Source organism: Exiguobacterium algae (assembly GCF_018617875.1).
Lineage (GTDB): Bacteria > Bacillota > Bacilli > Exiguobacteriales > Exiguobacteriaceae > Exiguobacterium > Exiguobacterium algae.
In genome coordinates this window covers 224,377-239,882 of sequence record NZ_JACSKZ010000001.1, presented here as the reverse complement: position 1 = coordinate 239,882, position 15,506 = coordinate 224,377, and the positions used below count along the sequence as shown (strand labels likewise).

Sequence of the window (15,506 nt, the reverse complement as noted above, 5' to 3'; positions counted from 1 at the left end):
ATATGGAACGTTTGCAAAAAGTAATCGCACAAGCTGGCGTCGCCTCGCGACGGAAAGCAGAAGAAATGATTTTGGACGGCCGCGTCCGCGTCAACGGAAAAGTTGTCCGTGAACTCGGAACAAAAGTCGGTCCTAAGTCAGAAATTGAGGTCGACGGCGTTAAAATCGAGCAGGAAGAGCATGTCTACTACTTGCTTTATAAGCCGAGCGGCTACGTGTCGACGGTAGAAGACGACAAAGGCCGTAAAGTCATCACGGACTTGGTACCGCCTGGCGCACGTGTCTTCCCGGTCGGTCGTCTGGACTACAACACGACGGGCCTCATCATCTTGACGAACGATGGCGAGTTCTCAAACATGATGACGCATCCGAAATACAAGATTCAAAAACGCTATGTGGCGAAAGTGAAGAACATTCCGTCATACTTGGCCATCAAACAGCTCGAGTCAGGTGTCGAGCTCGATGACGGATTCAAAACGGGAAGCGCGAAAGTGAAGATGAAGTCGGTCGACCAGAAGAAGAACACGGCCATCCTCGAAATCGTCATCTCGGAAGGACATAACCGTCAAATCCGCCGTATGGTTGAAGCCATCGGGTCTGAGGTCATCAAACTGAAGCGTGAACAGTTCGGTTTCTTGACGCTCGACGGCTTGAACACGGGTGACTGGCGCGAATTGTCTCACAAAGAAGTGAGCAAGTTGCGTGAACTCGCCAACCCGACGGTACCGCCGAAACCGCGTGGCAAGAAAAAGAAAAAATAACAATCAAAAAATCGTCCTGAACGGGATGATTTTTTTGATTGTGGAGATTGTGTGACAAAAAGATGAAAAAAGTCTGTTAATGTGCGTTTTTAATGTTTTTTCAGTACAATAGCAACTGAAGGATGGTGTGTAAACGATGACAAAAGACACAAACAAAGGGGACCGCATGAATCAAGCGGTGGCCCATAAGAAAAAACGTTCGTTTTGGCGACTCATGGTGATGACAATCGTACTCTTTGCGGGAGCCGTTGTCGTCATGCAGTTGATCGAACAGGCCGGGAACGACGGCCGGGTTGAAGCTGGTGACAAAGCGCCGAACTTCAAACTCGTCACGCTCGACGGCACGACCCTCCACGAACGTGCGAACTATCAAGGGGAAGGGATGCTTCTAAATTTCTGGGGCACGTTCTGTACACCTTGTAAGAAAGAAATGCCGATCGTCCAAGAAAACTATGCGGCCCTACAAGACATGGGTGTCGATTTTTGGGCAGTCAACGTCGGCGAAACGCCACTTCGTGTCGATAACTTCCTGAACGGACTCGGCGTCAAACTCGACTATCCGATTTTAATGGATACGAAAAGTGAAGTAGAGAAGGCGTACGGGATTTACAACCTGCCCGTCACCTTCGTGATCGATAAAGAAGGAAACATCATTGAGAAGTATGAAGGTGAACTCACAAAAGAGAAGTTGATGGAGCTCGCCGAGAAGTCATTGTAAGCGAACGGGGGACGCACACATGCTAGATATGAAATACGACGGCGCGGATATACGGTCGAAGCGTCGTCCGAAGTCTTGGATTGACCGCGTCTGGAGCTTTTTCGCTTCAGTCAAGGTCGGGTTATGGTTGATTGGTCTCATCATCGTCGGTTCGGCGATTGGGACGATATTCCCTCAAGAGATGTACATTCCACAACAATTGCCACCGAGCCAGTATTACGCACAGGAGTATGGGACGCCAGGAACGATCTACTATTCGCTCGGCTTCCACAATCTTTATACTTCCTGGTGGTACATCACGTTGATCGTCATGCTGACGCTATCGCTCATCGTCGCCTCGATTGACCGTTTGGTGCCACTTTATAAGGCGCTCAAGCATCAGCCGGTCCGCCGCACGGAGCGGTTCATGAAAGGACAACGGTTGATCGGACAAGGTCCCGGCACGGAAGCGCAGATCGATGAGCTTGAGTCTGCGCTGAAGAAGAAACGCTATCGCGTGACGCGTGACGGTGATGCCCTCTTGGCTGAGAAACACCGGTTTGGCCGTTGGGGCCCTTACGTCAACCACCTCGGTCTCGTCATCTTCTTCATCGGGGCGATGCTCCGCGTCTTCCCGGCTTTCCATACGGACACGCTTGAATGGGTCCGTGAAGGAGACACCGTGTCTCTTGAAGCGACGGACGGTGAGTATTATCTCCGGAACGACCAGTTCATCCTCGAGATGTATGACCCGGAGAACAACGAAGAGGATGCGAAGTTCGCCGCCGCGATTGAAAAAGCGGGGGCAGTCCCGAAAAACTATGAGACGGAGTTGACCCTCTTTAAGAAAGTCGGAACGAACGAGGACGGGTCGCCACAGCTTGAACAGGTCACGAGCGGTTCGACGAAAGTGAACCATCCGTTCACGTTCGACAAGTACGAGGTCTATCAGGAACAATATTCGAGTCGCCCGGAATTCTTAGCGATGTCGTTCACTATCGCCGACCAGGAGTCAGGCGATACGTACGGTCCGTTCACCGTCGATTTGGAGAACCCGGAGACCACGTATGACTTAGACGGCGTCGAAGTGACGCTCAAGGACTTGTATCCGGACTTTCAGGTGAAAGACGGACAACCGGACACGAAATCGCCGCGGGCGTTGAACCCGGCGTTCTTCTTCAACGTCACATCACCGGAAGGCGAGACCGAATCGAATTTGATCGGTATCCGACTCAATGTCGCTGACGAGGACAACCGCTACAAGGTGCAGTTTGCGGGGACCGAGATGGCGAGCACGAGCGGTTTACGGGTCAAGAGTGATTCGACGTATCCGATCTTGATCATCGGTGGGACGATTTTCATGATTGGCATCATCATGGGCATGTATTGGCCACACCGCCGCGTCTGGGTTCGTAAAGGAGAAGGAACAGACGTACTCGTTTCCGGTTTCACGAATAAAAATCCATCGTCACTCCGACGAGAAGTGTCGCCGTTACTAGAAAAAACAGGTCTCCCGATCTGGGAAGACCAGGCGAAATTCGAATCGAAGCCGGACGATGACACACAACATGAAAGAGGGGAATCTTGATGGAATGGATTGATTGGAGCAGTCGCATGCTCTTCATCGCGTTCATCTTCTATGCAGTCTCGACCGTGCTCTTCACGATCGCGGTCAGCGGGATGCGTAAGGACGGGAACGTCAACCGCGTCGCCTACGGCAAATATGCCTATCTCTTGGCGATCATCGGTTTCGCGTCACAATTGACATATTTCTTTATGCGCTGGGCAGGGGTCGGCTATGCGCCGGTCTCCAACTTGTATGAGTACACGACATTCTTTGGGATGATGATGGTCGTCGGTTTCCTCGTCGTCTACGGTATTTACAAAAACGATGTACTCGGCTTGTTCGCGATGCCGGTGGCGCTGTTAGTCATCGCCTTCGCGTCGATGTTCTCAAGCGAGGTCGCGCCACTCATCCCGGCACTCAACAGTGTCTGGCTCAAGATCCACGTCACGACGGCGGCACTCGGTCAAGGGATTTTGGCGATCAGCTTCGCATCCGGACTCATCTTCCTCTTAAACGAGACGTCGATGAAAGAGCAGTCCAAATCCCGGACGTGGCTCGAGGTGACGATGTTTACACTCATGTGTGTCCTCGGATTTATCCTCGTGTCGATGCTCTTCAAAGGAATCGGTTCGGGCGGGGTCGTGGAGTTCACGAATGACCGGGGTCAGACGGAATCGTATGAGTACCTCATGCCGATCTTATTCGTACCTGAAGGGGCTCAGCTCTTATCAGGGGCGAGTGGCTTGTCGCTCGAACTGCCGAACTGGATCAACACGTTGAAACTGAACACGCTCGTCTGGTCGATCATCGGCGGCGCGGTCATCTATGTGTTGCTTCGTTTCGTCATCTTACGGAAACGGGTTGCCGAAGCGCTCCAGCCGCTTGCGAAAAAAGTCGACCTTGATCTCGCGGATGAGATCAGCTATCGTTCGGTCGCGATTGGCTTACCGGTATTCATCCTCGGCGGATTGATTTTCGCGATGATCTGGGCTCAAATCGCCTGGAACCGTTTCTGGGGCTGGGACCCGAAAGAAGTGTGGGCGTTGATCACGATGCTCACGTATGTCTATTACCTTCATATGCGGATCCAACGCGGTTGGACGGGCACGCGTGCGGCTTGGCTCTGTGTCGGCGGGTTTGGCATCATCATGTTCAACCTCGTCTTCGTCAACCTGGTCATCGCCGGTCTCCATTCGTATGCATAAGCGGAAGAAGTCACGATTGTGACTTCTTTTTCTTTTCGTGTGCCAAATCATCGTTGTGAAGCGAAATAATAGAGTGGTATAGTTATGACAGGGAGCGAAATGTTCACAATTGCGCAACATTCGCTACAACTTGTTATGGGTCTTTAGGAGGGTTTTGTTAATGGCTGAGAAAACGAAAATTTTAGTGGTCGACGATGAGGAAAGAATTCGCCGACTTTTGAAAATGTACTTAGAGCGTGAACAGTACGTGATCGAAGAAGCAGTGAACGGAGAAGAGGCGCTTGAACTCGCACTCGAGAACGAATACGATGTCATCCTGCTCGATTTGATGATGCCGAAGATGGATGGGGTGGAAGTCTGTACCGAACTCCGTAAATCGAAAGCGACGCCTGTCATCATGCTCACAGCAAAAGGGGAAGAGATTGACCGCGTGCAAGGCTTCGAGGTCGGAGCGGACGATTATATCGTCAAGCCGTTCAGTCCGCGCGAAGTCGTGCTTCGTGTGAAGGCGCTCTTACGCCGTTCGGGGACGACGAAGTTCATGCATACGAACGAAAAATCAAAAGATTTGATTGTCTTCCCGCATCTCACGATCGACAACGACGCCCACCGCGTCACGGTCGACGGAGAAGAAATCGCACTTACACCAAAAGAGTATGAGCTCTTATTCTTCCTCGCGAAGCAGGTCGACAAAGTGTTCTCACGCGAACAGTTGTTAAAAGAAGTTTGGAACTATGAATTCTTCGGAGACCTTCGGACCGTCGATACGCACGTGAAACGACTTCGTGAAAAGTTGAACCGTGTCTCACCGGATGCGGCGCAGATGATCACGACCGTGTGGGGAGTCGGGTACAAGTTCGAAGCAGCTAGTGAATGATGGTTCGTCGGAACAGTATTGTCACGAAGCTGTGGTTGACGATTTTAGTACTGGTCAGTGTGATTTTGTTCATTGTCTCGGTGTTGATGCTCGAGTTCTTTAACTCGTTCCATATCGACCAGGAACGCGGACACCTGGCCAAACTCGGCGGACAAGTCCAATCGGTGCTCCTGCAAGAAGGAGAGACGACGGATACGGTCGACCAGATCATCGAGGTGTACGGGGCGAACTATATTTTAGAGAACGGTTCTGCCCGCTCGAACTTCGGGAGTCAGCTCGACGACTGGATGGTCGAACTGAATCGACAGGATTGGGAGACGTATCAGGCAGCCGGTGAGACGGCCATCGGGAACTTCTCATCATTTGACGGCCAGGCCGCCTTGGCGTATCGGACGACGTTCACATTGCCGACAGGCGATTATACGTTGTACTTGATCGAACCGCTCGATGCGATTTCAAGTGCGAACGCCGGTGCCCGTACGATTATCCTGTGGACGGTCGCTTCGGCGATCATCGTCACGACCGTGTTCGCTTTCTTTTTATCGACGCGGATTACAGCTCCACTTCGTGAAATGCGCGATGCGGTCAATAAGACCGGGGAAGGACAGTTCGACTTGCGCCTCGAGACGAAGACGCGGGATGAGATCGGAGAGCTTGCGGCTTCGTTCAATGCGATGAGCAGCCAACTGGCGAAATATGTTTTCGCTCTGGACCACGAACGGCTTCAACTCGCCTCGATCTTACGTTCGATGGCCGATGGGGTCATCACGCTCGACCGTCATGCGAACGTCATCGTCACGAACCCGCAGGCGAGCCCGCTGTTGACGGATGGGCAACCGCATGAGGTCGTCCTCTCGCTCTACGAGGAAGTGGTCGAAGGCGCTTCTGAAAAAACGATCGAAGTGAAAGAGGATGACCGTTATTATACGTTGACGGTCACACCACTCATCGGAGAGGAAGACTTCGAAGGGGCGGTCGTCGTCATTCGGGATACGACCGAGAGTCACCGGCTCGACAAGATGCGGACCGACTTCGTGGCGAACGTCAGCCACGAGCTCCGGACCCCGCTCGTGACATTACAAGGTTACTCGGAAGCAATCATCGACGGGATGACGGAGAGTGATGACGCCACAAAAGAATTCGCCTCCATCATTTACGACGAGTCACTACGACTCGCGCGTCTCGTCAACGACCTGCTCGACCTGGCACGGATCGAATCCGGAAAAGAGACGATGCAGTTCGCCGAGTTCGACCTGGGCGAGTTCCTGCCGCGGGTCATGCGCAAGTTCAACCAGATGGCGGGCGAGAAAGGGATCACGCTTGAGACAGATGTCCCGAGCCACTTGATTCAAGCGGATGGTGACCGTCTCGAGCAAGTCTTCACGAATCTGCTAGGAAACGCGATCGCCCATACCGCTTCCGGTACCATCCGGATCGAGGCGACTGAAGAACCGGAAGGATTCAGGATCCGTCTGACGGACACAGGACACGGGATCCCGAAAGAAGACCTCCCGTTCGTGTTCGAACGTTTCTATAAAGCCGACAAAGCGCGGACGAGCGGTTCGAAGACCGGAACCGGGATCGGACTTGCCATCGTCAAAAACGTCATCGACGCCCATCACGGGACGGTCGACGTGACGAGCCATGTCGGGGAAGGAACGACTTTCCATATTTATTTACCTTACAAACAACCAGACCTCACATGATGGTGGCTCAATCGAGTCACCTTTTGTGGCATTTTAAGGAGGTAGCCGATGAAGCGATATACACGTACCGGAGATGCCGGGGAGACGTCTTTGATTGGGGGACGGGTCGGGAAAAATCATCCGCACATCGAGGCGATGGGGCTTCTTGACGAGCTGAACAGCCAGATTGGACTCGCCCTTTCCCACCAGACGGACGAGACGCTCCGCCAGCAGTTGACCAAGATCCAGCACGATCTGTTCGACCTCGGTTCCGAGCTCATGTATGCGGACGAACCGCCGAAGACCGTCGACCTGTCCATCGTCAAAGAACTCGAGGAATGGATGGATGATTTCGAGACGTCCTGTCCGGAGCTCGTGCGCTTCATTTTGCCGGGTGGGAGTATCCCCGCGGCGAGCCTTCACGTCGCCCGCTCTGTCTGCCGTCGTGTCGAACGCGATTTGACGACGCTAAAGGTCGCAAAGCGACAGCTGCCTTACTTTAATCGTCTGAGTGATTACTTGTTTACCGCCGCCCGTTACGCGAACGTCATCGCGGGGGTGGCTGACCAGGAATACGAGCGGGGAGCCGCCGTGTTTCAACCAAAACGAAAAAAGGAGTGATCGGTCGATGAAAGGGATTGAACAGTTCCAGCACCAATTGAACTACTCGGTCTATCCGACAAAAAAATTCAAGACGACGACATGCCTCGTCTCCTTCGCGGCCCCGTTGTCTGCGGAGACGATTGCGGACCGGGCATTGTTGCCGTTTATCATGGAGAAATCGACGGCGACCTATCCGTCGATGGAGTTATTTCACACACCGCTAGAAGAATTGTATGATGCGAGCCTGTACGCAGGCGCATCGAAAATCGGAAAAGAACACGTCATCCAATTCCAACTCGAGGTCGTGAACGACCATCTCGTTGGAGAAGATGTCCTGAGCCAAGCGATCAAACTGCTCGAAGACGTCTTGTTACGTCCGAATGTCTACGACGGTTCGTTCCAGCCGCTCATCGTCGAACAGGAGCTGCGCCTTCAACGTCAACGGATTGAATCCGTGTACGATGACAAGATGCGATTCGCCCAGCAACGATTGCAGGACATGCTCGGAGGGGAGCTCGCGATTCCCTCACTCGGAACACTCGAGCAACTCAAGGATGTGACACCCCGATCATTGTATGAGGCGTATGACGCGATGATCAAAAATGACCGGGTCGATATATATGTCGTCGGTGACGTCAACCGTGAGCAAGTCGAAACGGCGTTCGAACCGCTGGAGTCATTAGGCTCTAAGCTTGTCCGGGAGTTGCCGGTGCCGAAAGTGGGCGAATTCCAGCGTCTCGAGGAGCAGCAGGACGTCAAACAAAGCAAGCTCCATCTCGCATATGCGATCGATGTGGATCCCCGGACCGAGGATGCGATTCGGATGCAAGTGGTCAACGGCCTGTTCGGCGGGTTTCCGCATTCGAAGCTTTTCATGAATGTCCGTGAAAAAGAGAGCTTGGCTTATTACGCCGCTTCCCAGTACAGCGCGCTCAGCCGGAAGTTGTTTGTGTATGCTGGAATCGACGGGGCAAATCAGCAAAAGACCGAAGATATCATCGCTGAACAGCTCGATGCCCTTCAAAACGGTGACTTCGAAGAAGAGACGCTTCAGCAGACGAAAGAGATGTTGTTCCATCAGCGTCGTCAACTCGGGGACAATCCGCGTCAATTGATCGCCTGGATGAGCGGGGCCGATGTCCGTCCATTCTCACTCGATGAGGAATTGGCTATTATCGAACAGACGACCGGCGAGCATGTCGTTGAACTCGCTCGGAACATTAAGTTACAGGCTGTCTATTGTCTGAAAGGAGGAGAAGCATGAAACTCGATTTTCCTAACGTAGGAGAGACGCTCCATCACCATGTGCTCGACAACGGCCTCTCCGTCTATTTGCTGAAAAAAACCGGCTATGAGAAGACGTACGCGACGTTCACAACAAAATACGGTTCCATCGACCGCCGTTTCAAACTCGACGACTGGGTCGAGGTGCCGGATGGGATCGCCCACTTCCTCGAGCATAAGATGTTTGAAAAAGAGGATGGGGACGTCTTCCAGCAGTTCGGCCGGCAAGGGGCTTCGGCGAACGCCTTCACCTCTTTCACCCGTACGGCCTATTTATTCGGTGCGACATCGAACGTGCGGGAGAACGTGAAGACGCTCCTCGACTTCGTACAGTATCCTTATTTCACGAAAGAATCTGTCGAAAAAGAGAAAGGCATCATCGGTCAAGAGATTCAGATGTATCAGGACAACCCGGGCTGGAGACTCTATTTCGGCCTGATCGATGCGATGTATGTGCAACACCCGGTCAAGATTGACATCGCCGGTACGATCGAGTCTATATCGGCCATCACCGCCGAGGATTTATACTTGTGTCATCGCGCCTTCTACCATCCGAGCAATATGGCATTGTTCGTCGTCGGAAACATCGAACCGGAGGAGATGCTCGATTTGATTCGGGACAACCAGTCGGCCAAGTCGTTTGAGGACCCGCTCCTGTCGGCCCGCGAAACGGTTGAGGAGCCGACGTCCGTCCGTCTATCCGAACGTGTCATCGAGATGGATGTCTCAGTCCCGAAAGTGATGATCGGCTATAAAGACACGCCGCTCGCAGGTGAAGATGGATTGAAACAGGAACTGACGGTCGAATTGTTGATGCATGCCCTCTTTGACACGACGGCACCCCTTTACACGGAATTGTACGCCGAAGGCTTGATCGACGATGCGTTCTCGTTCGATTACACATCGGAGGAATCGTTCGCATTCGCCGCCTTATCGATGGAGACTCCGCATGTCGATGCGTTTGTCTCAAGAATCACGGCGGCGCTCGAGAAACCGCTCCACCTCGATGAAGCGACACTCGAACGGAAAAAACGGATGATGCAAGGACAATTCTTGAAGGCGTTGAACTCACCGGAGTTTATCGCCAACCAGTTCTCGCGCTATGCCTTAAACGACAGCAACTTGTTCGATATTCCAGCCCTTCTTGAGACGATTACGCTCGATGCGTTGCATGAGGCTTACTCACGCCTCTTCCGTCAGGACCAGCGAACCGTCTGTATCGTTAAAAAACCATGAAGACGCTGATCACAGGAGCGAGCGGTACGATCGGTCGTGCCGTCTCGCTCGCCTTTCGTGATGATGAGCTGATTTTACATGCGAATCAAAATACCGAGGAGCTCCAATCCTTCGTCGAGCAGTCGTCTTTACACGCAGAAGTGGTGACGTGTGACTTGACGAACGATGCAGCCGTCGAGACATGGGTGTCGTCACTTGGTACGGTGGACCGCTTCATCTTCGTTGCCGGGCACGCTCTAAACGGCCTGGTCGTCGATCAGTCCATTGATGAGCTGGACCGTCTGTACCAAATTCATGTCCGCTCGATGGTACGAATGGCTCAACATCTCGTCGCAATCAAGCCGTATGATCGACCGCTCGAGATCGTCATCGTCTCGAGTGTATGGGGTGAGGTCGGCGCAGCGGCAGAGGTGTTTTATTCGACAGTCAAAGCGGCTCAACTCGGCTTCGTCAAGTCGTTCGCGCGTGAGATGGGACCGTTTCACGTCCGGATCAACGCCGTGACGCCGGGCTGGATTGATTCTCCGATGAATGATACGGTAGAGGAGTCGAAACAAGAAGTGATGGCTGACATTCCACTCGGCAGGCTCGGTACGGCAGACGAAGTGGCCGCGACGATCCGGTTCCTTTGTTCGGATGCCTCCTCTTACATGACGGGTGCGGTGTTACGAATCGATGGCGGGTGGCAATAAACCGCTTTTCAGTCGAAAGCAGTTCTTTTCAATTCTTCTAAAATAATTTAGAATAACAGGGTAGCGCATCTCGTTCGAAAGGGTGGTTGGGATGGAACACAAATTCGAAGAATGGTATCTCGAATATGAGCTGTGTCAAAATCGACCGGGGATCCTTGGAGATATCGCTTCACTGATGGGCATGCTTCAAATTTCCATCGTCACCATCAATGGGGTGGACCTGCAGCGTCGGGGCATGTTGTTGAAGGCGCCGGCGGCTGACCATGTGTACCGTCTCGAGCACATCTTGAAAAAGATGGAGGCCATTGCAGTCATCAAATTGAGACGTCCGAAATTACGGGACCGTATCGCCATCCGGCATGGCCGATATATCGACCATGACAGTGACGATAAAAAGACGTTCCGCTTCGTCCGGGAAGACTTGGGGATTCTCGTCGACTTCGTCGCAGAACTCATGAAAGAAGAACGGCACCTGTTGATCGGCGTCAGGGGAAATCCCCGTGTCGGGAAAACAGAATCGATTGTTGCGGCAAGCGTGTGCGCCAACAAACGCTGGCTGTTCCTTTCGTCTACCTTGATGAAACAGACCGTCCGTACCTCGTTGTTCGAAGAAGAACGGGAAGGCGATCATGTATACATAATCGATGGGGCCGTCACGACGCGGACGATGGACGAGCGACATCGTCAATTGATCCGGGAAGTGATGCGTTTACCGGCCGTCAAAGTGATTGAGCATCCTGATTTATATGTCCGAAACACCGATTGCGTGTTGGAAGACTTTGATTATATTATTGAATTGAGAAACAATCCGGAAGAGGACATCCTCATTCCGCAAGAGACACATCGTGAGTCAGAATGGTTTGAATAATTATGTGAATGGAAGGTGTGGACCCCTGTGACAGAACTAGGGACTTTTTTGAAACAAAAGCGTGAGGCGAGCGGCTTGTCGCTCGACCAGATTCAGCAGACGACGAAGATTCAAAAACGCTATATCATCGCGATTGAGGAAGGTGACTACAAAAATCTCCCTGGCTCATTTTACGCACGGGCGTTCATTAAAACGTATGCGGAGTCGCTCGGTCTGGATGTAGATGAACTATATGAGACATATGCGAAGGATTTACCAAAAATCGAACCGCAACCGACCGTCCAGCTCTCACGAAAAAAGACGTACTCAAAAGCGTCGGAATCGACGAGCCGCGTCTCGAGATGGGTTCCGAAAGTACTGCTTACGCTTTTGGTGTTCCTTTTGATCACGGCGATCTACTTCGCTGTGAGAAGCTTCGATTTTGGTGGCAAAGAGGCGACGCCGACCGAACCACCGGATTCAGGTGTGACGGTCAACCAAAATGAGGACGTGACAGAGGAAGAGCCTGCGGAAGAAGAGCCGGTCGAGGAAGAACCGGTGGAAGAAGAGCCGCAGGTCGAGACTGGTCCGATCGCAGTCAAAGAGACGAACGGTGCAGATTTGACTTATGAGATCGAGACGAATGACAAGCTTACGACTGAAATTTATGTCAAAGACTCTCCGGCTTCATACGTCGGTGTCCGGGATACGTCACTAGAAGGTCCGTTCCTCGCTCCGGAGTATCCGAACCAATCGAAACAAAATCCGATTGTCATCGAAAACGCAGAGACAGACACGCTCCGAATCCGGATCGGTCTGATCGCAGGTGTCGAAAAAATCGTCGTCAACGGTCGTGAGCTAGAACTTCAAGATGCTCCGGTCACCCAAAACATTTTCGTAACGAAAGTCGCCGCTGAATAAGCCGCCTTTCGTTCCAAGAGGAGGAGTTCTACATGAACCTACCTAACCGATTGACGATGTTACGCGTGGTACTCATTCCCGTGTTTGTCGTCTTACTCGCTGTTGATTTTGATTGGGGAAACGTCTCGTTTTTAGGCGCAGACGTCCCGCTTCACCAATTCATCGCCGGCATCATCTTCACGATTGCCGCGATCACAGACTGGCTGGATGGTCATTTGGCCCGAAAACGGAACCTCGTGACGAATTTCGGGAAATTCATGGATCCGCTGGCGGATAAGTTACTCGTGACTGCCGCTTTGATCTTGCTCGTAGAGATGGATCTCGTGGCTGCCTGGGTAGTCGTTGTCATCCTGTCCCGCGAGTTCGCCGTGACTGGACTTCGTCTTGTCGCTGCGGATGAGGGCATCGTCGTCGCTGCCGGGAAATCCGGAAAGGCGAAGACGTGGGTCCAGCTCTTTGCCATCATCTTCTTATTATTCGGCAATCCGATCTTCAGCTACGTCGGGATCCCGTTCGGTGAATGGGCGATGTGGTTAGCCCTCGCACTCACGATTTATTCGGGAGGCGAATATTTCGCACAAAACTATAAACTCATTGTGAAATCAATGTAATCATTCATGAAAGGAGACGAGTTGTACACGCAGCTCGTCTCTTTTTTCAAACTGAGGGGGAATCCGGGTGAAACGCACCGAAATCATTGCGGTAGGTACTGAACTTCTCTTAGGGGAAATCGTCAACACGAATGCTAGTTACATATCAGAACAGCTGTCGCGGTATGGGGTTCCGGTCCTGTATCATAGTGTCGTCGGGGATAACGCCGGGCGGATGAAGGAGGCGTTTGAGTTGGCCAATCGTCGTTCGGAACTGGTGATCGTCACGGGCGGGCTCGGCCCGACTGCCGATGATGTCACGAAAACCGTGCTCGCCGAACTGCTCGACCGTCCGATCGTCCGGGATGAGGCGGCACTTGCGACAATCGAACAGTTTGTCCGGTCCCGGGGTAGAGAGATGAATGCCGGGGACCGAAAACAAGCGGATGTCTTATCGGGCTCAGAAGTGCTTGCCAATCCGGTCGGTCTCGCACCGGGCATGTGGATTGAAGGGGACACGACGTGGATGCTGTTACCGGGTGTCCCGCGAGAGATGCGGTCAATCGTCGACGCGACGTTCCCGACGAAGTTTTCAGGCGCGACACTCGTCTCGGAGTCGTTACGGTTTTATGAGATCGGGGAGTCCGCGCTCGATGAAGCGGTGCTCGACCTATTGGAAGGAACCAACCCGACCGTCGCCCCGTATGCGGAGACCGGGGAGGCCCGACTCCGGGTCAGCGCACGGGCCGAGACGGAGCAAGAGGCTCGTGAGATGATTGATCAGGTAAAAGAAGATATCCTACAACGGGTCGGACCGTATTATTTCGGCTCTGATGACGAGACGCTGGCGACGTCGCTCATCAAAGCGCTCACCCGTTTGAACCGGACGCTCGCTGTCGCCGAGTCGTTGACGGGCGGAGAAGTTCAATCGATGCTGACGTCGACACCGGGAGCGTCTGCCGTCTTCCTCGGGGGCGTGGTCACCTATTCCGATGAGCTAAAAAATAGGAGTTTAGGGGTATCGCTTGATACAATTGAACAGCATTCAGTCGTCTCAAAAGAAGTAGCCCTTGAGATGGTCAATGGATTGACCGCGCTGACGGGTTCCGATTACGGGCTTGCCTTCACGGGGGAGGCGGGGCCGACCTCGAACTCAGGTCAACCGGTCGGTACGGTATGGATCGGCGTGAAGACGCCGGGCGGCGTGGATGTCCTCGAACGTCGTTATCCCCATCAGGAGCGAAATGTCATCCGGACCCGGGCTGCAAAAGATGGATTATGGGCATTGATTCAACAAATAAAAAAAGGCGAATAAATGTTCGTAAAAAACTTGTGTATCGAAATGCGTTCCCGTATAATGAAAGTATCAATTAAAGGAGGCTCATTTATCCATGAGTGATCGTAAACAAGCGTTAGAAATGGCATTGCGCCAGATTGAAAAACAATTCGGTAAAGGCTCGATTATGCGCCTTGGTGAAAATACAGAGCAACAAGTTTCCGTCATCCCTTCAGGTTCGATCGCATTGGACGTTGCCCTTGGAGCAGGTGGGTATCCACGTGGACGTGTGATCGAAGTGTACGGACCTGAATCGTCAGGTAAGACGACGGTCGCGCTTCACGCGATCGCAGAAGTTCAAAAACGTGGCGGTCAAGCCGCTTTCGTCGATGCTGAGCATGCGCTCGACCCGAAATATGCTCAAAACCTCGGTGTCAACATCGATGAATTACTACTCTCACAGCCTGATACAGGGGAGCAAGCGCTTGAAATCGCAGAAGCACTCGTTCGTTCCGGCGCAGTAGATATTCTCGTCGTCGACTCGGTTGCGGCACTCGTTCCGAAAGCAGAGATCGAAGGGGAGATGGGAGACTCGCACGTCGGTCTTCAGGCGCGCTTGATGTCTCAGGCGCTTCGTAAGCTTTCCGGTGCGACGAACAAGTCGAAGACGATCGTCATCTTCATCAACCAGATCCGTGAGAAGATCGGGATCATGTTCGGTAACCCGGAGACGACTCCAGGTGGACGCGCGTTGAAGTTCTATTCATCGGTTCGTCTTGAAGTACGTCGTGCGGAAACGCTCAAACAAGGTCAGGACATGGTCGGGAACCGTACGAAGATCAAAATCGTCAAAAACAAGATTGCGCCGCCGTTCAAAACAGCGGAAGTTGACATCATGTACGGAGAAGGGATCTCTCGTGAAGGGGAGCTCATCGACATCGGTGCAGACCTCGATATCGTTCAAAAGAGCGGTGCTTGGTACTCGTTCAACGAAGAGCGTCTCGGTCAAGGCCGTGAGAACGCGAAGCAGTTCATGAAAGAAAACCCTGCCGTCGCAGCGGAGGTAGAGCGTCAAATCCGTGACCACTATGGATTGAACGGTGAAAAAACCGTGACGGTCGAAGGTGACGATGACGAAATGCTTTCACTCCTTGACGACGAATAAACACAACCTCTCATCCGGAATTCCTGGATGAGATTTTTTTAGTATAATTTTTTAGACAATTGGCAGTTCTATCCTGTCCGTGCATTGCATTCTCCCATGT

The 15,506-nt window shown here is 52.6% G+C and carries 15 protein-coding genes; all 15 read left to right on the top strand.

The window, feature by feature from the left end:
- Window positions 1-2 precede the first annotated feature (2 nt).
- A complete protein-coding gene (locus KNP03_RS01160) occupies window positions 3-761 on the top strand; it encodes a pseudouridine synthase (RefSeq protein ID WP_214824042.1) in 759 nt (252 codons plus the stop codon).
- A gap of 136 nt (window positions 762-897) precedes the next feature.
- Window positions 898-1,479 (top strand): redoxin domain-containing protein, encoded by a 582-nt coding sequence (locus KNP03_RS01155; protein WP_240544402.1) that lies wholly within the window; start codon window positions 898-900, stop codon window positions 1,477-1,479.
- A 19-nt stretch (window positions 1,480-1,498) separates the two neighbouring features.
- A complete protein-coding gene (gene resB, locus KNP03_RS01150; protein ID WP_214824041.1) occupies window positions 1,499-3,046 on the top strand; it encodes a cytochrome c biogenesis protein ResB in 1,548 nt (515 codons plus the stop codon).
- Complete coding sequence (gene ccsB / locus KNP03_RS01145; RefSeq protein WP_214824039.1) at window positions 3,046-4,230, top strand: c-type cytochrome biogenesis protein CcsB; 1,185 nt, start codon at window positions 3,046-3,048, stop codon at window positions 4,228-4,230. The genes resB and ccsB overlap by 1 nt, the downstream gene beginning before the upstream one ends.
- A gap of 160 nt (window positions 4,231-4,390) precedes the next feature.
- The gene (locus KNP03_RS01140; RefSeq protein ID WP_214824037.1) at window positions 4,391-5,107 is read left to right on the top strand and encodes a response regulator transcription factor; all 717 of its coding nucleotides are present in this window, start codon (window positions 4,391-4,393) and stop codon (window positions 5,105-5,107) included.
- The gene (locus KNP03_RS01135) at window positions 5,107-6,813 is read left to right on the top strand and encodes a sensor histidine kinase (RefSeq protein WP_240544401.1); all 1,707 of its coding nucleotides are present in this window, start codon (window positions 5,107-5,109) and stop codon (window positions 6,811-6,813) included. Before KNP03_RS01140 ends, KNP03_RS01135 begins: the two co-directional genes overlap by 1 nt.
- A 48-nt stretch (window positions 6,814-6,861) precedes the next feature.
- Entirely contained in the window at window positions 6,862-7,413 is a 552-nt protein-coding gene (locus KNP03_RS01130) for a cob(I)yrinic acid a,c-diamide adenosyltransferase (RefSeq protein ID WP_214824033.1), read from the top strand.
- A gap of 7 nt (window positions 7,414-7,420) precedes the next feature.
- A complete protein-coding gene (gene yfmF, locus KNP03_RS01125; protein WP_214824032.1) occupies window positions 7,421-8,659 on the top strand; it encodes an EF-P 5-aminopentanol modification-associated protein YfmF in 1,239 nt (412 codons plus the stop codon).
- Window positions 8,656-9,915 (top strand): EF-P 5-aminopentanol modification-associated protein YfmH, encoded by a 1,260-nt coding sequence (gene yfmH / locus KNP03_RS01120; RefSeq protein ID WP_214824030.1) that lies wholly within the window; start codon window positions 8,656-8,658, stop codon window positions 9,913-9,915. Before yfmF ends, yfmH begins: the two co-directional genes overlap by 4 nt.
- Window positions 9,912-10,607 (top strand): elongation factor P 5-aminopentanone reductase, encoded by a 696-nt coding sequence (gene ymfI / locus KNP03_RS01115; protein ID WP_214824028.1) that lies wholly within the window; start codon window positions 9,912-9,914, stop codon window positions 10,605-10,607. The genes yfmH and ymfI overlap by 4 nt, the downstream gene beginning before the upstream one ends.
- Window positions 10,608-10,698: 91 nt before the next feature.
- Window positions 10,699-11,475, top strand: coding sequence for a DUF3388 domain-containing protein (locus KNP03_RS01110; protein ID WP_214824026.1), 777 nt, complete (start codon window positions 10,699-10,701; stop codon window positions 11,473-11,475).
- Between the two features lie 27 nt (window positions 11,476-11,502).
- Window positions 11,503-12,375 carry a helix-turn-helix domain-containing protein gene (locus KNP03_RS01105; RefSeq protein ID WP_214824018.1) on the top strand — a complete coding sequence of 291 codons (873 nt, stop codon included), beginning with the start codon at window positions 11,503-11,505 and terminating at the stop codon, window positions 12,373-12,375.
- Window positions 12,376-12,407: 32 nt separating this feature from the next.
- Complete coding sequence (gene pgsA, locus KNP03_RS01100) at window positions 12,408-12,986, top strand: CDP-diacylglycerol--glycerol-3-phosphate 3-phosphatidyltransferase (protein WP_214824017.1); 579 nt, start codon at window positions 12,408-12,410, stop codon at window positions 12,984-12,986.
- A 67-nt stretch (window positions 12,987-13,053) separates the two neighbouring features.
- Window positions 13,054-14,280, top strand: coding sequence for a competence/damage-inducible protein A (locus tag KNP03_RS01095; protein WP_214824015.1), 1,227 nt, complete (start codon window positions 13,054-13,056; stop codon window positions 14,278-14,280).
- Window positions 14,281-14,356: 76 nt separating this feature from the next.
- On the top strand, window positions 14,357-15,406 hold the full coding sequence (gene recA / locus KNP03_RS01090) for a recombinase RecA (protein ID WP_214824013.1): 1,050 nt from the start codon (window positions 14,357-14,359) through the stop codon (window positions 15,404-15,406).
- Window positions 15,407-15,506 lie beyond the last annotated feature (100 nt).

Coding starts and splice junctions, on each gene's coding strand:
- KNP03_RS01110 (WP_214824026.1), top strand. CDS start 10,699: ATGGAACACAAATTCGAAGAATGGTATCTCGAATATGAGCTGTGTCAA.
- recA (WP_214824013.1), top strand. CDS start 14,357: ATGAGTGATCGTAAACAAGCGTTAGAAATGGCATTGCGCCAGATTGAA.
- KNP03_RS01140 (WP_214824037.1), top strand. CDS start 4,391: ATGGCTGAGAAAACGAAAATTTTAGTGGTCGACGATGAGGAAAGAATT.
- yfmH (WP_214824030.1), top strand. CDS start 8,656: ATGAAACTCGATTTTCCTAACGTAGGAGAGACGCTCCATCACCATGTG.
- KNP03_RS01135 (WP_240544401.1), top strand. CDS start 5,107: ATGGTTCGTCGGAACAGTATTGTCACGAAGCTGTGGTTGACGATTTTA.
- pgsA (WP_214824017.1), top strand. CDS start 12,408: ATGAACCTACCTAACCGATTGACGATGTTACGCGTGGTACTCATTCCC.
- KNP03_RS01130 (WP_214824033.1), top strand. CDS start 6,862: ATGAAGCGATATACACGTACCGGAGATGCCGGGGAGACGTCTTTGATT.
- KNP03_RS01155 (WP_240544402.1), top strand. CDS start 898: ATGACAAAAGACACAAACAAAGGGGACCGCATGAATCAAGCGGTGGCC.
- KNP03_RS01160 (WP_214824042.1), top strand. CDS start 3: ATGGAACGTTTGCAAAAAGTAATCGCACAAGCTGGCGTCGCCTCGCGA.
- resB (WP_214824041.1), top strand. CDS start 1,499: ATGCTAGATATGAAATACGACGGCGCGGATATACGGTCGAAGCGTCGT.
- ymfI (WP_214824028.1), top strand. CDS start 9,912: ATGAAGACGCTGATCACAGGAGCGAGCGGTACGATCGGTCGTGCCGTC.
- ccsB (WP_214824039.1), top strand. CDS start 3,046: ATGGAATGGATTGATTGGAGCAGTCGCATGCTCTTCATCGCGTTCATC.
- yfmF (WP_214824032.1), top strand. CDS start 7,421: ATGAAAGGGATTGAACAGTTCCAGCACCAATTGAACTACTCGGTCTAT.